Genomic DNA, 25,106 nt, shown 5'->3' on the forward strand with positions numbered 1-25,106 from the left:
ATGACATGTATCACAAATGAGTGATACGGCATCAGGCATTGCTGTAAATTTAATCACAAATCTGAAAGGATGGCTCAGACCATGAAGCAATTTCCTCTGACATTGATCGGCCTGTTTTGTGCAGTATCAAGTTACGCTGCTCCGGGTGATGGTTCACCTGGAAAGCAAGCCCCGAGTGAGAGTAACAGGGAGTATGCGGGAGAGCAATTGGCGCAAGTGGCTGAATCAGGCAGTAATGCAGGTGCTGATAAGGAAAAAGGGAAGAAGAAAAAGGCAGGTGAGATTGCCCCACAAAACAGAACAGTTTTCAGGGAAATGGTGGTGACAGGCGAGATAGAGCGAGATTCACGCGTTACTTCACCTTCAATGCGTGTAACTCGGACGCAGGTCGAGCAGCAGAATGCACAAACTACGGAAGAAGTGCTCAAATACATGCCCAGCCTGCAAATACGCCAGCGTTATGTGGGTGATCCGAATGGTGTGCTGGGGATCCGCGGGGCAGATATGTTTTCAACTGCGCGCAGCATGGTTTATGCCGATGGCCTACCGTTGCACAACTTTCTGCAGGCTTCTTTCAATGGTGCGCCACGCTGGTCGCTGGTCGGGCCGAACGAGATCGATTCGGTTGATATTGTTTATGGTCCTTTCTCGGCCGAGTACAGTGGCAACTCGATAGGGGGTGTCGTCAATATTAGAACGCGTATGCCGAACAAGCAGGAGTTTTATGCTGAGGGCAGTGTGTTCATTCAGCCTTACAAGAATTACGGGTCGGATAAGGGAACATTCATCGGTGACCGGCAATATTTCTCTTACGGTAATCGAATACAGGACAAATTCACGGTGTTTCTGGCTTACAACCGGTTGGAGGCCCAAGGGCATCCACAATCCTATTTCATCGATAACACCGGATTGTTCAATGTGCCCGGAGGAATGCCAGTGACCGGAGGTATCAGGACGCCGGATACGCGTGGCACGCCCAGTATCATTTACGGTGATACCGGCCCCGAGAAAGTGAATACTCACTTGTTCAAGGGGAAATTCGGATATGACATTACTTCTGACCTGCAGACGCTGTTCACCGTAGCGTATGAAGAACGCACCCGCAACCAGAATCATCCCAATAACTATCTGCATACAGCAAACGGTAATTATTTCTGGGGAGGAAGTTCACCTGTCTGTAACTCGGTTGTCACCTGTTCAAATCCGGGCAATGCTTCCCTGGATGGCACCCGTTTCGACGTGGTGCGAAATGGTTTTGGCAGTAGCCGCGACAAACGCGAGACATTGAATCTGGGTTTGTCGCTGCGCGGTGCGCTAACGCCTGACTGGGATGTCGATACCACGCTCAGCTATTTTGATGTGTTAAAGGATATTCGTGCGGCTGCATTTTTCAATCATGCTGATCCAGGCAATACCGGTGCCGGGCAATTGCAGGATTTTCGTAAATTCAACTGGTGGAATTACGATCTCAAGCTGAGTACACCGATGTTGCTGGGTTACGACAAACTGTCGTTTCTGACCGGATACCATTTTGACCAGTACAACCTTAGTTTCCGGCAATATAGCCTGACCAATTATGATGATCTGACCCGGGGCGCATTGCAGGCCAATCGCAACAATGATGGTCGCACATCGACCCATGCGATCTTTGCACAATCGATGTTTCGTTTCCTGCCGGACTGGGATATTACGGCTGGTGTGCGTCAGGAATGGTGGGAAGCAAGCAAAGGGGTTGCTTCCAACGTGGTGGTGCCGGATCGTACCGAGACAGCCACTTCTCCCAAGGTTTCACTGGGATATGAACCCCGGCAGTGGAAATTCCGCTATTCGTTCGGGCGTGCGCATCGCTTCCCGGTGATTGCGGAGCTTTTCCAGTCACTCGGTACGCCTACCAGCATTCTGACTGCAAACGCGCTACTCAAACCTGAAAATGGCGTGCACCATAACTTTATGGTGGAGTACGGGCTGCCGAAGGGTTATGCCCGTATTAACGTATTCCGGGATGACATCAAGGATGCCATCCGCCAGATCACTTCCGCCTCAGGAGTACTTACAACCAGTGCATTCCAGAATATCGGCGAAGTTGGCACAACCGGAGTGGAGCTGATCTTCGAACAGAGAAATATTCTCGGTACGCGATTTGATTTCATGTTCAACGGCACCTGGATGAATTCAAAAGTGGAAGAGGGGCCAGTTGTGAAATTTACCGAATCAACCGGTGTGTCTGCCAACTACAGCTTGACCGGAAAACAGGTTATTCGCCTGCCGCATTGGCGAGCCAACTTTTTCGGCACTTATCATGTGACGGATGCCTGGGACGTTTCCTTATCTGGCCGCTATACCAGCGATTCATATAACGACCCTGATAACAGAGATCATGTGAACAAGGTATTTGGTTCTCAGAGTGATTTTTTCTTCATGGATTTCAAAACCAGTTACCGGTACCGGTTCAATAACGGGTTGAAAAGCCGGTTTTCGTTCGGCATCAGCAACCTCAACAATGACAAGGCATGGGTATACCACCCCTATCCGCAACGTACTTATCTGCTTGAGGCAGCGTTTAGTTATTGAGCCCAAATAATCCGCTCGCCGTTATTCGGCGTCCTGATGGATTATTGGGATTGAAGTTACGGGTAATCAAGATATATGTCATCTGGTAAAAACCCTGTTGCCAGCTACGTCTCCAGGCCATGTTTAGCTCGGGGTGCGACAATTTGTCGCATTGAGATGCCTTTCTGGCCGGCTTATGATTGAGGCGCTCAGTATGGGTCATCCTATAAGGGAGCTTCTAAAATGGGTTCCCGGTTGAATTTTACGCTTCATTCCGCACAACCAGATTTTTAGGGGTATCCATCAGTTTTAAAGCTTTCAAAACAGGGAAAAATATGAAAGGCAGAAAAATCAAACAAAAACAAAAATGGGGATTGGGAGTCGAAAAAATCGGTTACGGCAAGTCTCTAATGCCATTGACGGTTGCGGTAACCGGGGTGCTGGCAGCTGTTGCACCCATCTGGGTACAGGCGCAAAGTACGGATGAATCGATACAACTGAAAACAATCCAGGTGATAGCACCAGAGATAGAGCCAGCGATCACGGTACAGAGCTTGCCGGAAGCAAAACGTGCCATGCGCCGGGTGCCGGGTGGCGCCAATGTGGTGGACAGCGAAACCTATGCCACGGGCCGTGCTTCAACAGTGCAGGATGCGCTGGGGTATTCGCCCGGGGTATTCGTCCAGTCTCGTGCCGGTGCTGAAGAGTCCCGCCTGTCGATTCGTGGCTCAGGTATACAACGCACATTCCATTTGCGCGGCATCAAGATTTTGCAGGATGGTTCACGGCTGAATCTGGCCGATGGCGGGGCGGATTTTCAGGCAATCGAGCCCTTGGCTACCCGCTATATTGAAGTGTTCCGGGGAGGTAATGCACTGCAGTATGGATCAACCATGTTGGGAGGCGCGATCAATTTCGTTACGCCGACTGGTTATGATGCGGAGCGTTTCCGCGCGCGGGGGGAGGCAGGTAGTTATGGCTATAACCGGCTGATGGCCTCTTCCGGTGGTGTGCATGGCTCGCTGGATTATTTTGCCAGTGTCTCTCGCTACAGCCAGGATGGTTTCCGTGATTGGGCCGCTACCGATAACTGGCGCATGTTTAGTAATGCGGGTTACCGTATCACCCCTGATCTGGAAACACGTTTTTACTTGACCTATGTTAAATCTGACTCGGAGCTGCCAGGCAATCTGACTAAAGCACAATTAAAATCCGATCCCAGGCAGGCAAATAAAGATAGTCTGGATGGACGACAAAAACGTGACATTGATCTTATCCGGGTAGCCAACCGTACCGTTCTGAAATTGGGCAGCAATCAACAACTGGAATTTTCCGGATTCTACTCACACAAGGATCTGTGGCATCCGATTTACCAGGTGCTGTCCCAACCCACCAATGATTATGGCATAGGGTTGCGCTATATCAATGAAATGCCGGTGGCGGGTTATCGTAACCGTTTTGTGCTGGGTTTCGAACCGAGCTGGGGCAATGTCATGGATAACCGTTTCAAGAATGATGGCGGTAATGCGGGTGCGCGCACTGCCAAATTTGATCAGCATGCCAGCAGTTATGTAGTGTATGGGGAAAATCAGTTTTATCTGCTGCCACAACTGTCGTTGATTGTGGGTGGGCAGTACACTTACACCACGCGCAAACAGAAGGATCTGTTTATGGCTGGTGGGGTGGATCAGAGCAGGAGCAGAAACTACCAGCGCTTCACTCCCAAGGCTGGATTGATCTATGATCTGAATCCGGACATACAGTTTTTTAGTAACGTCAGTACCAGTTTCGAGCCACCCAGTTTTGCCGAGTTGACCAGCGGGCCGGTTCAGGCACCGACATTTGCTAAAGCGCAGCGTGCCATTACGTTTGAGGTAGGCAGCCGGGGCCGGTTATTTAATATGGCTGAGTGGGATGTGGCATTGTATCGCGCGCATGTACGCAACGAATTACTTGCGCTGGTGGACCCTGCTACCAGTTCCCCAATAGGCACGGTCAACGCGGATAAAACCGTGCATCAGGGAGTCGAGCTGGGCTTGGATGTTGAATTAGTAAAAATGTTTTACCTGCGTCAGATGTATCTGTTCAATGATTTCAAATTCGATAAGGATGCTGCTTTCGGTAATAACCAGCTGGCCGGTATTCCGCGTCATTTCTATAAGGCTGAGCTGACCTATCGTCACGCTGACGGTTACTATATTGGCCCGAATGTGGAGTGGTCACCGCAGAAGTATTATGTGGATCATGCCAATACAGTGCATGCCGATTCCTACGCGCTACTGGGCTTTAAAATTGGCAAACGGAGCAAAAGTGGATTTTCCTGGTTTGCCGAGGCGCGCAATTTGACCGATCAAAAATATGCCGCTACTACAGGTGTGGTGGACTTGGTTAGACTAAAGAATGGTGTTCCTCAGGATCAGTTGTTCCTGCCGGGAGATGGGCGCTCCTTCTTTGCCGGGCTGGAATATCGTATGTAGCACATTCATTCTTCCGCTGGCTGGATCGATTGGCAGGAGTGGGTGCTTAACTTAAATGGAGTGAAGATGTCGATTAAACATTTCATTGCAGCAATTTTTATTGCTGCAATCTCTGCTGCAATTCCTTTTACTCAGGCGGCAGAACATGCACATGACGCGAAGGCAGCAAAGCCCAAGCATGATATGAACAAGATGTGGGCAGAAATGCGTACCCGGGCGGTTGGTATGGCTGTTTCCGTGGCGGCCGATGAGAAGGGTGTGTTGTGGCTGGCACGTATGCAGGACGGTCATATCAAGGTGAGCCGGTCTGAAGATAATGGCAAGCATTTTTCCGAAGAGGTGACCGTCAATCCACAACCAGAAGCAATTTTGGCAGAAGGGCAGAATCGGCCAAAGATTGCAGTACGCAATGGCGTCATTGTCGTTACCTGGGTGCAGGCATTGCCAAAAGTATTTTCCGGCAATATCCGTTTTGCCCGCTCAGTGGATGGAGGCAAAACTTTTTCAGCACCGGTGACAGTCAATGATGATCACGAAGAAACCAGTCATGGTTTCAGTACGCTGACACTGGATGATCGTGGCCATGTAACAGTGGTCTGGTTTGATGGACGTGAGCGCGATGCAGCCGTCAAATCCGGGCAGGAATATATTGGCAGTACCGTTTATTACGCAGTGTCAGAGGATGGAGGGGCGAGTTTTTCTGTAAATCGTAAACTGGCAGATCATGCGTGCGAGTGCTGCCGGATCAGCATGACACTGGGGGTTAATGATATCCCGTTTGTTTTCTGGCGTCATATCTTCGATGGCAGCATGCGCGACTTTGCACTGGCGCGATTGGGTGCACAACCCAGGGTAGTTCGGGCCAGTGAGGATGGCTGGGAAATTAATGCCTGTCCGCATCATGGGGGGGATATTGCGGCAGATGCAGTGGGTGATATTCATCTGGCATGGTTTACCGGTAATTCGGAGCATCCTGGATTATTCTATCGGCGTATTGATGGTGAAAAAATGACTACAACTACCCCCCATGCATTTGGTGATCTCGACTTTCAGCCAGGTCATCCCGCTGTATTTGCGCATGACAAACAAGTGTTTCTGGCCTGGCGCGAATTTGATGGTGACAATTACCGGATGATGACCTCTGTTTCGGCAGATCGGGGCGATACCTGGTCAACAGCGCGCATCGTGGCAACAACCAGTGGTGCAGCAGATTTGCCGATATTTGTAACAGACGCGCACAAGCCGCTTGTTGTCTGGAACAGTACGCGAGACGGGATACGTCTTTTTGATGTGGGAGGTGATTAATGATGCGTCGCTTACTATGTATATTGCTGCTGGTAGTGGCAGGTGCTGCTTCGGCAGCGGATAACTTGCGTCCCTTTGTGCCCGGCAGTATGGCGCAAATTCAGGAAGAGTATGCTGGCAAGCCTTTTGTGATGTTTCTCTGGTCGCTGACCTGTACCTACTGTCCAACCGAACTGGAAATGCTTGGAAAATTCAAGTGGCAGCATCCAGAGCTGAATCTGGTGTTGATTGCAACGGATACACCGGAGGATAGGCCGGAAATCGTTTCTCATCTTGCCGGCTACGGATTAAGTGAGATTGAGAGTAACTGGGTATTTGCTGAAGATATGCCTGAACGTTTGCGTTTCGAGATTGACCGCCGCTGGTATGGTGAAGTGCCGCGTACCTATTTTTATGATCAAGCACATGAACGCCTGGTCAAGACCGGTCTGGTCGGTGAGGCATTTGTCAAGAAATGGCTGACGCTTGTCAGCATGAATACACCATCGACAGGCAAGTAATCCATACCCGTACTTTTCCGATCAGATCTATGTATAGCTGATCTGCAGCCGGTTTTCGTTCTTTTTAGTTGGGCAGCTTGCTCTTTAGGGCTCATGCTTGTAATCTTTTTTATCAGGCCCAATCCTGCTCTAGTTGCGGCAGGTGGTGTCTGGCCTGAAATTTGACCATGCGGGAGGTGTCTTGAGCAATCCATTCATTGTTAGAAAGGCTGCAGTACTGGGGGCGGGAGTTATGGGTGCTCAAATTGCAGCACATCTGGTTAATGCCAACATAGAGACATTACTGTTCGAATTGTCGGCCGAATCGGGCAATCCCGATGCCAATGTACTGAAGGCGATCAACAGACTGAATAAACAGGACCCTTCTCCCCTATCGGTAATTGACCGGGCAAGCTGTATTGAACCCGCCAATTACGAGCAACATCTGGAAAAGCTGGGTGAGTGCGATCTTGTGATCGAAGCGATTACCGAACGGCTGGAGCTGAAGTCGGAGTTGTACGAAAAAGTTGCACCCTATCTGAATAATCAGGCCATTCTGGCCAGTAATACTTCTGGTCTTTCCATCAACCAACTGGCTGCAGCCGTTCCCGAGGCCCTGCGACCGCGCTTTTGCGGCATTCATTTCTTTAATCCACCCCGTTACATGTATCTGGTGGAATTGATCCCAGGAAAACAGAGTGATCAAGGCGTACTTGATGCACTGGAAAGTTTCCTGGTGACCAGTCTGGGTAAAGGTGTTATCCACGCCAAGGATACGCCCAACTTTGTTGCCAACCGGGTAGGGGTCTTTTCCATGCTGGCGACCATGCATCATGCCCGGCAATTCGGTTTGAATTTTAGTCTGGTGGATAAGCTGACTGGTAGGTTGATCGGGCGGCCGAAAAGTGCAACCTTTCGTACTGCTGATCTGGTCGGACTGGATGTGCTAACGCATGTCGTACAAACCATGCAGAACAGCCTGACAGAGGATCCCTGGCATGCGCATTACGCTGTTCCCGACTGGTTGCAAAGACTGGTTAATCAGGGCGCACTCGGACAGAAGAGTGGCAAGGGGGTTTATCAGAAGCAGGGCAAGGAAATCCATGTGTTGAATCCGGATACGGATACGTATCAACTGGCGCAGAACGAAGTTGACAGCGAAATCGAAGCACTGTTGAAACAGAAAGATCCTGTAGCCCGGTTTGTGGCGTTGCACGATCATCCCCATCCGCAGGCCCGATTTCTGTGGGCGATTCATCGTGATCTGTTCCATTATTGTGCCGTCCATTTGGAATCAATTGCCCATAATGCACGTGACCTTGACCTGGCGATACGCTGGGGATTTGGCTGGCAACGGGGCCCTTTCGAGATTTGGCAGGCAGCGGGATGGAATACGCTTGCTGGTTGGATAGCAGCGGATATTGCTGCTGGCAAAGCCATGGCTGCAACGCCGCTGCCAGCTTGGGTGCAGGTGGTTGGACAGAGTGCTGCTCAGGGAGTACACGCACAGGAGGGCTCCTATGCGCCGGTGGCGAACAATTTGCAGCCACGTTCGCAGTTGCCGGTGTACCGGCGTCAGCTATTCCCGGACAGGCTGGTTGGCGAGGAAAGGGTCTATGGTGAAACAATTCTGGAAACAGACGCACTGCGCATGTGGCATACCGGAGATCAGATTGCCATCGTCAGTTTCAAAACCAAGAAGCATACTATTGATAATCTGGTTCTACAGGGGATGCAACAGGTTATCACTGAAGCCGAGCGTCATTTTCGCGCATTGGTAATCTGGCAGACCGAACCGCCATTCTCACTAGGTGCCAATCTGCAAAAGGCGGCAGAAAAACCGAAAACAGAAGTATCGCAAGCTCCCTTGGCACCTCCGGCACCACCTTCAGCATTTGATCTATTTATCCGGAAATTCAAAAAGTCTGCACAGTCCACCATTCTGCAAGCAGCCCGCAGCCTGGATATAGCCGACAAGTTAATGGCTGGAAAACTGGCTGAAGTGGAAGTGATGATTGCTCATTTTCAGCAGATTTCGCAGCAGCTTCGCTACAGTATGATACCGACCGTTGCTGCGGTCGATAATATGGCGTTGGGTGGAGGGTGCGAGTTTGTCATGCACTGTGATCGCGCGGTAGCAACACTGGAAACCTACATTGGCCTGGTTGAGGCGGGTGTAGGGCTGCTGCCAGCCGGAGGCGGGTGTAAGGAATTTGCCTTGCGCGCCGCGCGTAATGCGATTGATGGGGACCCTTTCCTTTATCTAAAGCATTATTTTCAGACGGTGGCTATGGCACAACTGGCTAAAAGTGCAGAGCATGCAAAGGCATTGCATTATCTGCAGCCTGCTGATGTAGTTGTCATGAATCGTCTTGAATTACTGCACATTGCCAAGGCGCAGGCGCTTGCGTTGGCAGAGACCGGGTATCGTCCGCCATTGCGTCCGCGTGAAATCGTAGTGGCAGGGGCAACGGGAGCTGCTACGATCAAAAGTAATATGGTCAACTTGCTGGAAGGTGGCTTTATTTCCGAGCATGATTACCTGATTGGCAGCAAGATCGCGCATGTTATGTGTGGCGGTGATATTGTCGCGGGCAGCCGGGTGGATGAAGAGTGGTTGCTGAAGCTTGAGCGTACAGCATTCATTGAGCTGCTGGCGACCGAGAAGACTCAGGATCGCATTGCGCATACGCTGAAAACCGGTAAACCGCTGCGCAACTGAGTGATTTGGAGTTGCGGAAGATGGGCGTGATGAAATAAAAATTCAAGTATTGAAGGAGAAACTGATGACCAGGCAAGTGCAGGAGGCTTATATCGTAGCCGCTACACGCACACCGGTAGGTAAAGCGCCACGGGGCATGTTCAAGGATGCTCGGCCGGACGACATGTTAGTGCATGTGCTGCAGGTAGTGCTGAAACAGTGTGCAGGGCTGGATCCGGCAGCGGTTGAAGATGTTATCGTCGGTTGTGCCATGCCGGAAGCGGAACAGGGGATTAATGTGGCGCGCGTAGCACTGCTGCTGGCTGGTCTGCCGGTTAGCGTGCCGGGTGTAACAATTAATCGGTTTTGCGCTTCCGGCCTGCAGGCGGTTGCCATGGCAGCCGACCGGATTCGGTTAGGTGAAGCGGATGTCATCATTGCTGGCGGCACCGAAAGCATGAGTATGGTGCCGATGATGGGTAACAAAGTGGCGATGAACCCGGCTTTATTTAAGCCAGAGAGTGAACAGGTAGCCATTGCTTATGGCATGGGGATTACTGCCGAAAAGGTGGCGGAACAATGGAAGGTCAGCCGTGAGGCGCAGGATGAATTTGCACTGGAAAGCCATCACCGTGCGATTCGCGCCATCGAACAAGGGGAATTCAGGGATGAAATTTCTCCTTATCCCGTTCATGAAGACCGGCCGGACCTGAATACGCACGAAATCCACGATTTCTCCGTTATCAGGGATACTGACGAGGGACCCCGGGCGAATAGCAGCCCGGAGGCACTCGCCCGGTTACGTCCGGTGTTTGCAGCACGAGGATCTGTCACGGCGGGTAACAGCTCGCAAATGTCGGATGGAGCAGGTGCGGTGGTGGTGGCGAGCGAGGCAGCTTTGCAGCGCTTTAATCTGACACCGATCGGGCGATTTATTGGTTATGCGGTGGCTGGTGTGCCGCCGGAAATCATGGGGATAGGACCCGTCGAGGCGATTCCTAAAGTGCTGAAACAAACCGGCATCAAACAGGATGAACTTGACTGGATTGAGTTGAACGAGGCATTCGCTGCGCAAAGTCTGGCTGTTATCCATGATCTCGGATTGGATCGGGCAAAAGTTAATCCACTGGGTGGGGCCATTGCACTGGGTCATCCACTGGGTGCAACCGGTGCGATTCGCGTGGCAACATTACTGAGCGGATTACGTCGTCACAAACTCAAATATGGCATGGTCACCATGTGCATTGGCGGCGGAATGGGAGCGGCAGGCGTATTTGAAGCGCTATAAACAAAGCATCAGTCCGATAGAGCAAATCGGACTGATTTTGGCGGGCGGCTGATTTATTGGGCAGGTATCTGTAATCTTCCTGTAAAAATTGTTTGATTACTGGTGGAATAAGTCGCCTCGCCCTGATGCTCCCACCACTCATTTTCTCCCGCAACATAACGCGCACCTGATGCAGAAATTGCAAGATTAAGAATCTCCATCCTGCCGTCGGGAAAAGTAAGCGTCACCGTATCATCATCCCGATAAACCGCCCGTACCGCCTGCCCGGAATCTGAAACAAAAATTACCGAGCTGATGACTGCTGCCATGGGGTTGGGAGATGTTAGCGGTGTGCAGGATGTCAGGATCGCAAGTAGCGGGAAGAGGATAAAATATTTTAGAAATCGTTTCATACGATTACCTGGTATTGGGGTTGTTATAAGGATCGGGCTACAAATTTTCTATAACCTGCGTTGTTTATCATATGTAAAAGCTGTTTTTAACCCGGCTAATAGCGCAGGGATGCTGGCTTGGATATTGGCAGCATCGAAATCAGCCAGTCCAAGAGCAATACCAAAGAAAGTAGCAAAAATTCCTGTGGTTGTAAGAATTGTAGGATCGTAGATCAAAATTTTATCGTCGTATCTGATGTGGAAATATAGGATTGGAATTGATATGAACCCAAGAAATAACAGAGTATGGATGGGTAGCGTAGTAAAAAATGACATAGTTTAGAAAAATTTAAAATAGTTTTCTTGGTTAAATAAACTGCTTATTCGGTAGAAACTTTAGATTTCTCTGTTATAACCATTTCAGATAGATCTCGGTGGTTGTTTTATATTAGAACTGTCTTTTAGGAGCAGTACCTACGATTGACTGAACGTGATCTTTTTCATCATACGTAATAGTGATTTGTCTTTTATGTCCTTGCGTTGCTTCTATGGGCGTACCGACAACTTCCCAAAGTCCAAGGGTGGGAACATCCATTACCCCGTGCCCGATGGCCCGTCCAGCACTTGCTTCGTTACCAAGCTCATATTCATAAATATCCTGTCGTTTTCTGTTTTCCAGTGTTGTGTCGTAGTAATGGGGTGCCCAAGATGCAATTCTATTTCTCCACGTGTGGCACCAACCCTGATTGCCCCGAGATTGGAGTCCTGTTTTCTGGACAATGCCATTCCGACTGAGTACCCGGATAAAATAGTTAAGGTGATCACAGTTAAGAATATATTGGTGATCTTTTCATCGATAATCTCCTTCGAGAATTTGGTATTGCTTTTAAACGGCTCTTTTTCTACTGAATTGAGAAAATGAGGAAATAAGAGAGGAATGCTATGTAGTAGATAGTGTTTTGATCGTGAGGTGGAAGTGTTTCTAATGGCGCTTAAAAGTAGATCATGATTTCAGATAATGGCGATACCTGACGTTAACATCACCAATACTTTCACTTTTATTCATTAGGGGTATCTGGCTAACCGGGTTTTCCCGGATGGTCATTCTCTGGTATCAAATCAGTGTTGATCGGAATTTACAGTCTTGCATTTGTGTTCGGGGCCGTTTGGTTGTTGCAGCAGCCGGTTTTGCCCGAAATTTATTGGGCGATTGGGCTGATTCCGATAGTGCTGGCAGCTTTAATTCTTTCCCGACTCCAATTTCGTTTTTCCGTGTTGGTAAGCAGGTTTCTATTGTTTGTTGTTATGCTGGGTGCCGGTTTTTTCTGGACAGCGTTATCGGCGCAGATGAGGCTGGCGGACAGTCTGTCGCATGAATGGGAAGGAAAAGATATTGTGGTTACCGGTGTTGTTCCGGACATGCCGCAGTTTGCCCGGTACAGCATGCGCTTCCGGTTTGATGTGGAGCAAGTGCTGACACCGGATGCGGTAGTACCTGCCCGTATTCAGCTTTCCTGGTATCGGGATAACAAGCGTAAGGGGGTTGCTTTACCGCATATCACAGCAGGAGAGCGTTGGCGGTTAACCGTCCGGTTAAAGCGTCCGCATGGCAGCGCCAACCCGCATGTGCTGGATTATGAAGCCAGATTGCTTGAGCGTAACGTGCGCGCAACAGGTTATGTGCGAGCAGGGCAGGATAACGAGCGGCTTGAAGCATGGAACAGTGATCCGCACTACTTCTTTGAGCGTAAACGTGATGGAATTCGTAGTCATTTTCAGCATTATCTGGCCGAATATCCGTATGCAGGGGTGCTGATCGCGCTGGTGGTGGGTGATCAACGTGCTATTCCGTCGGAGCAGTGGGAGATTTTTACCCGAACCGGCACCAGTCATCTCATGGCAATTTCCGGTTCGCATATTACGCTGGTGGCCGGGCTGGTGTTTTTGCTGGCTTATTGGGTATGGCGTCGTGTTGGTCTTGCATTGTGGTTGCCTGCCCGCAAGTTTGCGCTGATGTGCGGGTTGATCGTTGCCATCGGTTATGCATTACTGGCTGGTTTTGCTGTGCCCGTGAAGCGTGCGTTATTCATGATGATCATCATCGTGGTGGCGTTCTGGGGTAACCAGCGCGTGCGTACACTGCCTGTGTTGGGGTGGGTGTTATTGCTGGTTGTGGTACTTGATCCGTGGTCGGTCATTGCACCAGGTTTCTGGTTGTCGTTTGCAGCAGTGGCGTTAATTTGCCTGGTAGTATCCGGTCGGATTGGTCGATCAAGTGCAGTAACTGGCTGGGTGCGCATACAGTGGGCGATTACGCTTGGTTTGTTTCCGCTGCTGCTGATCCTGTTTCAGCAGATTTCATTGATATCACCCGTTGCCAATGCGGTGGCGATACCGGTGATTACCCTTGTCATCGTGCCGCTGGCATTACTGGCTACCATTCCCGGGCTGGAATTTCTGCTGCTGGTTGCACATCCCTTTCTGCAAATTACGATGGCTGTGTTGCAGTGGCTGGGGGAGCTTCCTCTGGCCACCTGGCAACAGCATGCACCGCCTTTATGGACAGTGATTACTGCGACCATCGGCGTGATATGGCTGTTGTTGCCGGGCGGGCCAGGGCTGGGCGTATCAGCTGGTTTTCCTGCAAGATGGCTGGGTATACTGACAGGATTGCCATTATTTCTGGTTTTTCCTGAAAAACCAGCTGCGGGAGAGCTCTGGCTAACTGTGCTGGATGTGGGGCAGGGGTTATCTGTAGTGTTACGTACTCGCAACCATACTCTACTTTACGATACCGGGCCAAAATATGGTGACAGTGATAGTGGGAAGTATGTGATTTTGCCATTCCTGCGTGGAGAGGGTATTCAGACGCTGGATAGGATGATCGTTTCCCACGCGGATTCGGATCACAGTGGCGGGGCATTGTCGATATTGACGAGCGTAAAAACCGGAACGTTGCTGGCATCAATTGCGGCTGATCATCCGATACGGCAAGCTGTTCCTGATAATCGCTATTGTCTTGCAGGAGATTCGTGGTGGTGGGACGGAGTACATTTCGAAATCCTGCATCCGCTGGAACCGGAGTTTTTGCTACAGAAACGCAAGACCAATGAATCGAGTTGTGTACTCAAAGTAACAACGCCACATGGCAGTGTATTGTTGCCGGGAGATATTGGCCAGAAAACTGAGGCGGGTCTACTGCAATATGCTGGTACTTCGCTTGCTTCCAGCGTGTTGATTGTGCCGCATCATGGCAGCCGATCTTCATCTTCAGAAGCTTTTGTACGACAAGTTGATCCTGGCTATGCTATTTTTGCAGTGGGTTACCGAAGCCGGTTCGGGCACCCGCATCCGGAAATAATAGAGCGCTATCAGGCGCAAGACAGCCAGCTACAGCGCAGTGATCATGATGGAGCGGTGTTATTGCGTTTTGTCCGGGGCACTATAGAAGTTGATACCTGGAGAAAGCTTAATCACCGTTTCTGGCATGACAAGTGGTCTGCAGTAGATGAGGCAGACTGAGCATCATCCCTCGTAACAAGCGCCTGAAATTTACTACCCCTGGTTTGTAGGAAAAACTCCTACAAATTTTCAAGCCGAATTCCTACGGTTGATATGGTAACAGCCCGCTTTCCCCAATTTGCTCCCTGGTTAAAAATGCTTACATCATTTTTGAGAACAACCCGGTTTAATTTGTATATTAGAAGGAGCAGTAAAAATGGGGACAAATCAGATTTTAGATGAAATCAGGGAAGTCAATCTCAGTTATTTGCTGCTGGCTCAACAAATGCTGCGTGAAGACAGGGTTGCTGCAATGTACCGTTTAGGTATTGACGAGGATATAGCGGATATTCTGATCAAGCTGACTAACAGCCAGTTATTGAAAATGGCTGGATCCAACATGCTGTTGTGCCGGTTCCGTTTTGATGACAGCCTGATTGCAGAAATACTTACAAGTCATAAACAGGATCGCGCACTGACACAATCCCACGCTGCAATACTCATGGCAGGGCAACCTGCTGAAAAAATTTCCTGAGCACCCGTATAGAGGAAGAGGAGGAAGTAATCATGAAAGTGAAAAGTATTTTATCCGAAGGTAAACAGATTCAGCTTGCCACTGAATTGGTCCGGCTGGGTGCAAGGCTGCAAGTGCTCGAAGTATCTACCACACTCAGTCGCGAACGACTTGTGAAGCTGTATAAGGAAGTTAAAGGTGTTTCTCCTCCCAAGGGTATGCTTCCCTATTCCGAGGACTGGTTTACAGGTTGGCAGCCTAACATGCATTCATCATTATTCATCAATATTTACAATTACATTACCCAGTACACGAATGTTCGGGACATTGATGCCATTATCAAGAGCTATCAGCTGTATCTGGAACATATCGAGGTTAACCACCTGCAGTGTATATTGAGTTTCACACGCGCATGGACATTGGTGCGTTTTGTGGAGAGTAAGGTGCTTTCTGTTACATCCTGCGTTAAATGTACCGGGAATTTCCTGGTTCACAGCCTGGATATTCAATCCAACCATGTATGTGGGCTTTGTCATGTTCCTTCACGTGCTGGTAAAACTAAGCGAGCAGCTGCGCAGAAGGCCAAAGAGGCTCAGGAAGTTGAGATCAGAGAAGCGTGTGCGGTCTGATATCTTTTTACAGCGGTTTCTGATCCGGTTTCATTGATTTTCCACAAATAGTCAGCACTTGGTTTCCCTGAATGGAGCCAGGTGCTTTACTTCAAGATCAGCCCTGAAAAGAATAGTAGAGCTTCTCTAACTATCCTTCATTCACGGTGTCAGTAAATTTCTGGTATCTCTGCATAAAATCCGGGATAATCGGCTAAAGTTAATCTTGCCTGGCCACCTGGAATCATTTCCGAAACTCAGATTCTCTAGCACTACCAATCCTGGAAACATTCTGACAATTGAACCTGCTTAAAACACTTGCCACTGTCAGTGGTATGACATTGGTTTCGCGTATCCTCGGTTTTGTACGAGATCTGATCATTGCAAGGATATTTGGCGCAGGGATAGCGACTGATGCTTTCTTCGTTGCTTTTCGCATTCCAAATCTGCTCAGGCGCTTGTTTGCGGAAGGCGCTTTCTCCCAGGCATTTGTCCCTGTTCTGGCGGAGTACAAGAATAACCGCACCAATGAACAGACCCGTGAACTCATCGATCACGTAGCCACTTTGCTCGGCGCGGCATTGTTTGTAGTGACATTGCTGGGTATTCTGGCGGCACCGCTGATTATTTATATCAGTGCCCCAGGATTTGCAGCAGCGCCGGATAAATTTACACTGACAGTCGAACTGCTTCGGGTTACCTTTCCTTATATTTTGTTTATTTCGCTGGTGGCATTGGCAGGCGGTATCCTGAATACCTACAGCCATTTTTCTGTGCCCGCTTTGACGCCGGTTTTGCTGAATCTTTCCTTTATCGGTTGTGCATTGTGGCTTGCGCCGCTGATGGATCCTCCTGTGCTGGCACTGGCCTGGGCGGTATTCATCGGCGGCATTTTGCAGCTGGCTTTTCAGATACCCTTTCTGCTGCGCTTGAAAAGAATGCCACGATTGCGTTTCAGGTTTCGTAACAGCGGAGCATGGCGTGTGCTTAAACTTATGGGGCCGGCAGTATTTGGCGTTTCCATTGGGCAAATCAGCCTGTTAATCAATACCATTTTTGCATCATTGCTGATAACCGGGAGTGTTTCATGGCTGTACTATGCTGATCGGCTGATGGAGTTTCCGGCAGGCATGCTGGGTGTGGCATTGGGTACCGTTATTCTGCCTTCATTATCACGTCACTATACGGAGAATAGCTCGGAGGAATTTTCCCATCTGCTGGACTGGGGGCTGCGTCTAACTTTTTTATTAACGCTGCCAGCCGCTGTAGCACTGGCGTTGCTTGCCATACCCCTTATAACGACATTGTTTTACTATGGTGCCTTCTCCATGGAGGATGTCTGGATGACCCGGGAAGCGCTGATCGCCTACAGCATTGGTTTGCTCGGATTGATACTGGTAAAAGTGTTGGCGCCAGGTTTTTATGCCCGGCAGAATATCAGAACTCCAGTCAAGATCGCGATTTTGACGCTTGTTGCTACACAGCTCATGAATCTTGCGTTCATTATTCCACTAAAACATGCCGGGCTCGCGCTGGCGATTGGCTTGGGTGCATGTCTTAATGCGGGCGTACTTTATTCCAAATTGCGTTCCTACGGCATTTATCAGCCTTTACCTGGATGGGGATTATTTATACTCAAAATTCTGATTGCCTTGATCGTGATGAGTATGGGGTTATGGCTGACAGCCGGGAGTAATACCGAGTGGTTTGTGCTTACAGCAACTGAGCGAGTGGTGAAACTGGGGCTAATGGTAGTGCAGGGTGGCATCAGCTATTTTGCGTGTCTATGGATATTAGGATTTCGATTACATGATTTCTCGCGGCAATAACCCAATGTATCGCTGACATACCCTGTTTTGTTTGTAGGAGTGATGTTTCAATGGGCATCCCCTCTATGGGATGCGTAAGAAGCAGATGCTTTTAACCCATTCAACTCAAGCAATAACAGTTTTATTCTACTGCTTGAGCTGAGAGATATTTTTGTTATATACTGCCGTTCGCAGCAAGGTTTATGAAATTTTTTAAAGGAACTTTAATAATGAAATTTGCTTACGCAGCTGTTATCGCTACCGCAGTTCTGCTGGTAGCATGCGGACGTCCTCATCAAGCTGTTCAAGAGTCGGAAAGAGAGAACTATGAAAAAATCATATCCGGCCAAAAAATAGAATGCGAACATGGGGTTGACGCAAATGGCAAGTGCTTGAAAGAAGGTGATACTGGTATCCCGGAAGCGCACTAAGCTAAAAAATGTATCTGTACAAAAAAACCGCCTAAAAGGCGGTTTTTTTGTACAGATACAAACTTCACCATGGAAAAATTGCAGTGAAAAACCCCCTATAAGTATCATGGTATTTTCAGATATTCACTATGTAAGCATTTTATTCTCCACGAGACGGGGGATTAAATTCGTGGAGAATAAAGGGATATACTGCACCAATCGTAGTCAAGCCAACCAAGTATGGGGTAAGTAAATATATACCTACTTGTTATGCTTGCTGTCCATTTGTATAGGATGAGCAGCGCGATCAGCTGGGTAATACTGTCGCTCTATTTACTTTACTTTACTTAAGTTGTTCGTATAACAAATTAAGAATACGTTTAGCTGTTTCTGATTCTTCAGCGATTCCATCCGTGTTAAGTACACTAACTTCACTATTTAAACTGACTTCACTTATCTTGATCTGATATTTCTCCGCTGTAGAATCTTTATCAGTGTCATTGGACCAGAAAGCCAGTTTGGAAAGTAAGCCTTTTCCCTTATCCGCTTTGTGGATTTCCTCACCGGGGCTGATATAGCGGACAAAGTAAATCCCGCTCGAACGATCCCGATCTTCCACCGTAAAGCCGATCCGATCAAGCTCAAGGCCAACTCGCCGCCACGCGCGGTCAAACGGTTCCCTTATAATCAATATACCTTTCCGGGTTTTATCCAGGAACGCCCGTTCTTCAGCTGCACTACTTGCAGCAATTTCAGCCGTTGCACGTTCTTCATCCACACCGAAACGTTGCATCAGGCGGTTCAGCATCTCTGCTTCCAGTTCGGGATCTGATTTGCGTGGCTGCCAGATAGTGCGATTGGTATTGCGATCTGCCAGCACTTCAATCATGCCCCGGTGACTGATAAAAATTTCGGTTGCGCCGGATTGATCCTGCTCCAGGCGGGTACGAAACTTGTCACGTTCAGCGGTGGAATAAAGGCTGTCAAGGAAAGTTGATAGTGCACTTCGGATAATATCCTGGGGTATTTTGGCACGGTTTTCTGCCCAGTCAGTTTCCATGATTCCCAGATCGGGTGCTTCCACCTTGAGCAGAAATCCCATATCTTGCCAGAATTCTTTGATAACCGGCCATACTGCGGCGGGTTCGCGTGGCACAACCAGCCAGCGCTGAGTACCGGAGCGTTCGATATGAATTCCATTCTGCAGCGCAGTGGCAGAGAGTACGGGTAAATTTGCCCGCTCCCTTAATAGTCCGCTCCGGGTGCTGTTGTAAGTCGAGAATGTAGCGCTGCCGGACGCATCAACATCCGGAATGGCAAATCGTTCGTTGGTTTCGGGACTGGTCAGATCAGGCGGGACTTCAAGTGGAGGAAGTTTCCCTGCCGACTTGTAATCAATCTTTTTATTTTCGGGTAGCAGGTTGCAGCCTGAAACGAGGATCGCCAGCGTAATATTTACAATCAGAAATTTTCTCAGACGTCTGTTCGGACGCTTCTTAAGCATGGTAAACCTTTAAACCGTGATACCAGCCTGCAGCATCGCTTTTCTGATCAGTTCGTGATGCTGGCTGGATAAAGCCGTCAATGGCAGGCGTATGTTTTCGTTGATCAATCCCATTTTTGCCACCGCCCATTTGACCGGGATGGGATTGGCCTCGACAAACAAATCGATATGCAGCTTGAATAATCGGGCATTGATTGCCCGTGCCTGGGCCAGATCGCCGGACAGAGCAGCAGTACACATTTCGTGCATCAATCGCGGGGCGACGTTGGCGGTAACCGAAATAATGCCGTGTCCACCGAGCAACAGCAGCGCCAGTGCTGTGGCATCATCGCCACTGTAAACAGCAAAATTATCTGGTACACGCTGCACCAAATCACATCCGCGTGCAATATTGCCAGTGGCATCCTTGATGCCAACGATACCAGGAATCTGCGCCAGCCGTAATGTGGTTTCATTACTGATATCTGCTACAGTCCGCCCCGGTACGTTATATAAAATCATCGGAATATCTACTGCTTCGGCGATTGCCTTGAAATGCTGGTACAACCCTTCCTGAGTCGGCTTGTTATAGTAAGGTGCGACGGACAGGCAGGCATCTGCGCCGGCATTCTTCGAAAACACGGTGAGCTCGATTGCTTCTCGGGTCGAATTGGCACCAGTGCCGGCGATGATCGGAATACGTCCGTCTGCATAGGAAACAGCTGTTCGAATCAGCAGATCGTGCTCATCAAAATCTACGGTGGGAGACTCCCCTGTGGTACCGACTACGACGATGCCATCCGTTCCCTGTTCGATATGAAAGTCGATCAAGGCACAGAATCTATCCAGATCCAATGCCCCGTCTTCCAACATGGGAGTGACGATCGCTACATGACTACCTCTGAACATGGCACTTTGTCTATATAAATAATAATAATCATTATTCTACCCGAAACAATCTGCTTTCATTCAATTTCAGCGATTGGCCATAAGCCAGGCTTAATGCTGTTTCGAGAACTGCATACTACCGTCACCATATTTAACCAGGATAGTATCTCCAGCAGAGAAATGACCCTCCAGCAATTCTCTGGACAGCGGATTTTCGATCTGAGACTGAATGGCACGTTTCAGAGGCCGTGCACCAAATATCGGATCAAAACCAGCCTCAGCCAGTTTTGCCAGAGCTGATTCTGAAACTACCAGTTTCATCTCCATTTGCGCCAATCGGGCTCCCAGATTACTCAACTGAATTTTGGCAATCGACTTGATGTGCGCTTCATCCAGCGAATGGAAAACAACCACCTCATCAATACGGTTAATAAACTCTGGTCGGAAATAGGTTTTAACCTCTCCCATTACTGCTTGCTTGATGGCTTGGTAATCATCGCCGCTCATCTGCTGGATCATTTGTGAACCTAAGTTGGAAGTCATGACGATGACCGTGTTTTTGAAGTCTACAGTGCGTCCCTGGCCATCCGTCATCCGACCGTCGTCCAGCACCTGCAGTAACACATTAAACACGTCCGGATGTGCTTTTTCTACTTCATCGAGCAGAATGACGGAATAAGGCTTACGTCGTATCTGTTCAGTCAGATAACCGCCTTCTTCATAGCCAACATAGCCTGGCGGCGCGCCAATCAGGCGCGCGACTGAATGCTTCTCCATGAATTCAGACATATCCACCCGGATGAGATGTTCCTCGGAATCAAACAGGAATCCTGCCAGTGCCTTGCACAACTCGGTTTTACCTACCCCAGTCGGTCCCAGAAACAAGAAAGATCCATAGGGTCGGTTGGGGTCGGATAACCCGGAACGAGAGCGCCGGATTGCGTCAGAAACCAGCCGGACAGCCTCATCCTGACCAATGACCCGTTCATGCAATTTATCTTCCATGAACAACAGTTTTTCGCGCTCGCCCTGCATCATTTTGGAAACCGGGATACCGGTTGCACGCGAAACAACCTCAGCAATTTCCTCAGCGCCCACCTGGGTTCGGAATAATTTTGGCTGTGTAGCCTCCTCGGCTGATTCATCGTGGTGCAATTGCTCTGCAAGCTGTGTTTCCAATTGCGGAATACGGCCGTATAGTAACTCTGATGCTTTTTGCAAGTCCCCCTTACGCCGTGCGGCTTCTTCTTCCCGACGCAGTTTCTCAAGCTCTTCCTTAATTTCCTGTGAACCTTTCGCGCGGGACTTTTCCGCTTTCAGTATTTCGTCCAGATCAGCGTATTCACGTTCCAGTTTTTCAATTTCCTCTTCAAGCAGTGCCAGACGTTTTTTCGAGGCCTCATCCTTTTCCTTTTTTACGGCTTCACGCTCGATCTTCAGCTGAATAAGGCGCCGATCAAGTTTATCCATGACTTCCGGCTTGGAATCCTGCTCCATGCGAATGCGTGCTGCCGCCTCGTCGATCAGATCGATTGCCTTGTCTGGCAGAAAACGGTCGGTAATGTAACGATGGGAGAGTTCGGCAGCCGCAACAATAGCTGGATCAGTAATTTCCACACCATGATGCAATTCGTATTTTTCCTGCAGCCCGCGCAGGATGGCGATCGTCGCTTCGACGCCGGGTTCGTCCACCAGTACTTTCTGGAAACGGCGTTCCAATGCGGCATCCTTTTCAACGTATTTACGGTATTCATCCAGCGTGGTTGCACCCACGCAATGCAGCTCACCGCGTGCCAATGCTGGTTTGAGCATGTTGCCGGCATCTATCGCGCCTTCTGCCTTACCAGCACCGACCATCGTATGCAGTTCATCAATGAACACGATAGTACGGCCTTCATCTTGCGCCAGCTCTTTCAGTACAGTCTTCAATCGTTCTTCAAACTCGCCACGATATTTGGCGCCGGCCAGCAGTGCTGCCATGTCCAGCGATAACACTCGCTTGTTTTTCAGTGTTTCGGGCACTTCACCATTGACGATACGTTGCGCCAACCCTTCCACAATGGCTGTTTTACCGACGCCCGGCTCACCAATCAGGACAGGGTTGTTCTTGGTACGCCGTTGCAATACCTGAATTGTCCGCCGGATTTCGTCATCCCGTCCGATCACGGGATCGAGCTTGCCCGAGCGGGCACGTTCAGTCAGATCCAGCGTGTATTTCTTCAGGGCTTCCCGGCTACCTTCTGCTTCAGCATCGGTTACCTGTTCTCCGCCGCGTACAGAATCGATCGTCTGTTCCAGTGCAGCGCGTGTAACACCGTATTGTTTCAGCAATCGTCCGGTCTCGCCTTTGTCTTCCAGTACAGCCAGCAGAAACATTTCTGAAGCAATGTACTGATCTCCTCTTTTCTGCGCCTCCTTGTCGGTCAGGTTGAGCAGATTGCCCAGATCACGAGAAATATTGATCTCCCCGCCTGTTCCTTCCACTTTTGGCAAAAGTTTCAGGCTTTGTGTCAATGCCTGGCGCAATGGTTGAACATTCACTCCGGCACGTTGCAGCAACGAGGCAATACTGCCGTCTTCTTGCTGCATCAGTGCGAGCAGAAGATGCTGCGGTTCAATATAGGGATGATCCTGCCCCAGCGCCATGCTTTGCGCATCGGCGAGAGCCTGCTGAAACTTGGTGGTGAATTTGTCGAACCGCATGTCATCTCCTGAAGTGAAGTAAAGATTGGAATGCCCTTACTATATGGCGTGGTGGCGAAATTTCAACCCAGTGGAGCGATTTGATTTTTTAACTGAAGATGAACTGGTGAAGTATTGGTTGCTGGCTGGCTAGTGATTACGGGGGGAGGCGGAAGTGATCGTCCCTTCAATTCGAATTGAAATGGTGGCTATTTGATAATTAGCCAAGAGAGGTAATTCCTTAATTTTAAGAGTGTTTCTTGATGAGCTCTCTGCCGATCCAGATGAGAGAAATCGCTCCACTACTGCTGGAAGCAGTGGAGCTGGTGATGGGCAGGTTTAATCAATTTTATTTTTGATTTCAGAAGCCTTATCTTTGGCTGCATCATAGGTTTCATTTGCTCGATTCTCGGCTGTTTGTTTCAAGCATTCAGCTTCGCTGTCCGTGCATGCTGCTTCTTTGGCGCGGTTAATTGCCTTATTGGTGGATCGTTTCACATTGTCTGTCAAGGTGCTAATGAGAGCGTTGATTTCTTATCTCCGGGTAAGGATATAGCATGTTCAGCGCAATGCTCTTCCCGGCCGTTTCCACGATGCGGATATGTTCCCGACGTAGTTCACGGGCATGCCGCAATCCGCAAGCATGGGCAATCATGCTGATTTCGTGATTAACGTTGATGGCGTAATTGGCCACTCGCAGATATTTCTCTTCCACGACCAGGCCACGTTGCAGGCGCGGGTTATTGGTAGTGATACCGGTCGGGCAGGTGTTCAGGTGACAGCGCATGGCCTGAATGCAGCCCAGGGAAAACATGAATCCCCGAGCGGTATTGACGAAATCTGCACCCGCACATAATGCCCATGCACATTTGGCAGAAGTAACCAGTTTCCCTGCGGCAACGACGCGGATACGCTGTCTCAGGCCGGATTCGATCAGAGCATCGACCACCCGCGGCAGTGCCTCGGTAATCGGCAGCCCGGCATAATCGATCAGCGCCTGTGGAGCTGCGCCGCTGCCACCTTCACCGCCATCAATTGTCAGGAAATCGGGGGCATATTCCAGCCCTCTACGCAGGATGACATCGCACAACTCATTGATGAAATGCCAGCCACCAATAGCAGTTTTGATGCCAACTGGTCGTCCGGTCAGTTCCCGGATAAAGGCAATTTGATCCAGCAGTTCTTCAATATTACCAACATCGTGATGCCGGTTGGGACTGATAGAATCCTGCCAGGGGGGAATGCCCCGGATAGCGGCAATTTCCGGGCTGACTTTGCATGCCGGCAGCATGCCGCCTTTACCTGGTTTTGCCCCTTGCGAAAGTTTGATTTCAAATGCCTTGACGGATTGGGCAATTTCCCGTGCACGGGTGGCAGAAAACTTTCCTTGCTCATCCCGGATACCGTATTTGGCTGTGCCGATTTGCATGATGATGTCGCATTTCCCTTCCAGGTGAAAAGGAGCTAATCCCCCTTCGCCTGTGCTTAGCCAGCATCCGGCCTTAGCCGCACCAAGCGAAAGCGCGCGCACAGCTGGTGCGGAAATGGCACCATAGCTCATACCGCTGATGTTGATGATGGATTGCGCCAGAAAGGGCTGGTCGCAGTAACCTTCACCAATGGACAGGGCGGGGATGGGCAGCTGATCTTCTTCCAGTATGGGAAAAGCGGCATTGACAAAAATGAGCGCCCCGGGTTCGCACAGATCGTACGAGGAGCCAAAGCCAACAGTACTTTCCATATTTTTGGCATTTTTATAGATCCAGCTCCGAGTAGCGCGATTGAATGGCATTTCATCACGATCTCCGGTAAAGAAATATTGGCGGAAATACTTTCCCTGAGTTTCAAAAAAATAGCGCAATCGCCCGATGATGGGATAATTGCGCAATATGGTGTGCTTTTTCTGGGTGGCATCGCGGATGAAAAAGATGACTATGGCACCCACGATAATTAGCCCTAAAATAGTGGCAGTACTGAAAATAATTAGATTGATCAGGCTGTCTGACATGGTGTCTGGAATGATGTTCTAAATAGATGAGTG

At 49.5% G+C, this 25,106-nt stretch carries 19 protein-coding genes; 11 read left to right on the plus strand and 8 right to left on the minus strand.

Going from position 1 to position 25,106, the window contains the following annotated elements; translation table 11 throughout:
* The first annotated feature begins 81 nt into the window (after positions 1-81).
* The 6 genes from ACZ5EJ_RS03070 (at position 82) to ACZ5EJ_RS03095 (ending at position 10,800) form a co-directional block, all read left to right on the plus strand.
* The gene (locus tag ACZ5EJ_RS03070) at positions 82-2,571 is read left to right on the plus strand and encodes a TonB-dependent receptor (RefSeq protein WP_074684927.1); all 2,490 of its coding nucleotides are present in this window, start codon (positions 82-84) and stop codon (positions 2,569-2,571) included.
* Positions 2,572-2,885: 314 nt separating this feature from the next.
* On the plus strand, positions 2,886-5,027 hold the full coding sequence (locus tag ACZ5EJ_RS03075; protein ID WP_464557428.1) for a TonB-dependent receptor family protein: 2,142 nt from the start codon (positions 2,886-2,888) through the stop codon (positions 5,025-5,027).
* A gap of 66 nt (positions 5,028-5,093) precedes the next feature.
* Positions 5,094-6,332: a sialidase family protein gene (locus ACZ5EJ_RS03080; protein WP_464557430.1), complete on the plus strand. Its 1,239-nt coding sequence runs from the start codon at positions 5,094-5,096 to the stop codon at positions 6,330-6,332.
* The gene (locus ACZ5EJ_RS03085; protein WP_074710629.1) at positions 6,332-6,832 is read left to right on the plus strand and encodes a thioredoxin domain-containing protein; all 501 of its coding nucleotides are present in this window, start codon (positions 6,332-6,334) and stop codon (positions 6,830-6,832) included. Before ACZ5EJ_RS03080 ends, ACZ5EJ_RS03085 begins: the two co-directional genes overlap by 1 nt.
* A 181-nt stretch (positions 6,833-7,013) precedes the next feature.
* Positions 7,014-9,533 (plus strand): 3-hydroxyacyl-CoA dehydrogenase/enoyl-CoA hydratase family protein, encoded by a 2,520-nt coding sequence (locus tag ACZ5EJ_RS03090; RefSeq protein WP_041353699.1) that lies wholly within the window; start codon positions 7,014-7,016, stop codon positions 9,531-9,533.
* 64 nt (positions 9,534-9,597) lie between these two features.
* Positions 9,598-10,800 carry an acetyl-CoA C-acyltransferase gene (locus ACZ5EJ_RS03095; RefSeq protein WP_011633822.1) on the plus strand — a complete coding sequence of 401 codons (1,203 nt, stop codon included), beginning with the start codon at positions 9,598-9,600 and terminating at the stop codon, positions 10,798-10,800.
* Positions 10,801-10,853: 53 nt separating this feature from the next.
* Here ACZ5EJ_RS03095 and ACZ5EJ_RS03100 read toward each other — a convergent pair whose 3' ends face one another.
* The 3 genes from ACZ5EJ_RS03100 to ACZ5EJ_RS03110 all read right to left on the minus strand — a co-directional run bounded on the left by ACZ5EJ_RS03100 (position 10,854) and on the right by ACZ5EJ_RS03110 (position 11,957).
* Positions 10,854-11,192, minus strand: a complete 339-nt coding sequence (locus ACZ5EJ_RS03100; RefSeq protein ID WP_011633823.1) for an MliC family protein — start codon at positions 11,190-11,192, stop codon at positions 10,854-10,856.
* Between the two features lie 48 nt (positions 11,193-11,240).
* Positions 11,241-11,408 carry a hypothetical protein gene (locus ACZ5EJ_RS03105; protein ID WP_166484973.1) on the minus strand — a complete coding sequence of 56 codons (168 nt, stop codon included), beginning with the start codon at positions 11,406-11,408 and terminating at the stop codon, positions 11,241-11,243.
* Positions 11,409-11,765: 357 nt separating this feature from the next.
* Positions 11,766-11,957, minus strand: coding sequence for a hypothetical protein (locus ACZ5EJ_RS03110; protein ID WP_041353437.1), 192 nt, complete (start codon positions 11,955-11,957; stop codon positions 11,766-11,768).
* Positions 11,958-12,293: 336 nt separating this feature from the next.
* Here ACZ5EJ_RS03110 and ACZ5EJ_RS03115 point away from each other — a divergent pair, with 336 nt between their 5' ends.
* The 5 genes from ACZ5EJ_RS03115 (at position 12,294) to ACZ5EJ_RS03135 (ending at position 18,033) form a co-directional block, all read left to right on the plus strand.
* Entirely contained in the window at positions 12,294-14,693 is a 2,400-nt protein-coding gene (locus ACZ5EJ_RS03115) for a DNA internalization-related competence protein ComEC/Rec2 (RefSeq protein WP_464557434.1), read from the plus strand.
* A gap of 196 nt (positions 14,694-14,889) precedes the next feature.
* A complete protein-coding gene (gene flhD / locus ACZ5EJ_RS03120; protein ID WP_011633826.1) occupies positions 14,890-15,207 on the plus strand; it encodes a flagellar transcriptional regulator FlhD in 318 nt (105 codons plus the stop codon).
* Between the two features lie 32 nt (positions 15,208-15,239).
* Complete coding sequence (gene flhC, locus ACZ5EJ_RS03125; RefSeq protein WP_011633827.1) at positions 15,240-15,815, plus strand: flagellar transcriptional regulator FlhC; 576 nt, start codon at positions 15,240-15,242, stop codon at positions 15,813-15,815.
* Between the two features lie 278 nt (positions 15,816-16,093).
* Positions 16,094-17,623 (plus strand): murein biosynthesis integral membrane protein MurJ, encoded by a 1,530-nt coding sequence (gene murJ, locus ACZ5EJ_RS03130; protein ID WP_464557436.1) that lies wholly within the window; start codon positions 16,094-16,096, stop codon positions 17,621-17,623.
* Between the two features lie 182 nt (positions 17,624-17,805).
* A complete protein-coding gene (locus ACZ5EJ_RS03135) occupies positions 17,806-18,033 on the plus strand; it encodes a hypothetical protein (RefSeq protein ID WP_074927350.1) in 228 nt (75 codons plus the stop codon).
* A gap of 322 nt (positions 18,034-18,355) precedes the next feature.
* Here the strand turns inward: ACZ5EJ_RS03135 and bamC are convergent, their stop codons facing one another.
* The 5 genes from bamC to ACZ5EJ_RS03160 all read right to left on the minus strand — a co-directional run bounded on the left by bamC (position 18,356) and on the right by ACZ5EJ_RS03160 (position 25,073).
* Positions 18,356-19,516, minus strand: coding sequence for an outer membrane protein assembly factor BamC (bamC, locus tag ACZ5EJ_RS03140; protein WP_464557439.1), 1,161 nt, complete (start codon positions 19,514-19,516; stop codon positions 18,356-18,358).
* Between the two features lie 9 nt (positions 19,517-19,525).
* A complete protein-coding gene (gene dapA, locus ACZ5EJ_RS03145) occupies positions 19,526-20,404 on the minus strand; it encodes a 4-hydroxy-tetrahydrodipicolinate synthase (protein WP_011633830.1) in 879 nt (292 codons plus the stop codon).
* 90 nt (positions 20,405-20,494) lie between these two features.
* Entirely contained in the window at positions 20,495-23,086 is a 2,592-nt protein-coding gene (gene clpB, locus ACZ5EJ_RS03150; RefSeq protein WP_074456237.1) for an ATP-dependent chaperone ClpB, read from the minus strand.
* A 318-nt stretch (positions 23,087-23,404) separates the two neighbouring features.
* A complete protein-coding gene (locus tag ACZ5EJ_RS03155; RefSeq protein WP_176752604.1) occupies positions 23,405-23,563 on the minus strand; it encodes a hypothetical protein in 159 nt (52 codons plus the stop codon).
* Positions 23,564-23,579: 16 nt separating this feature from the next.
* The gene (locus tag ACZ5EJ_RS03160; RefSeq protein ID WP_464557442.1) at positions 23,580-25,073 is read right to left on the minus strand and encodes an FMN-binding glutamate synthase family protein; all 1,494 of its coding nucleotides are present in this window, start codon (positions 25,071-25,073) and stop codon (positions 23,580-23,582) included.
* Positions 25,074-25,106 lie beyond the last annotated feature (33 nt).

It is taken from the genome of Nitrosomonas sp. TNE100 (genome assembly GCF_055387135.1).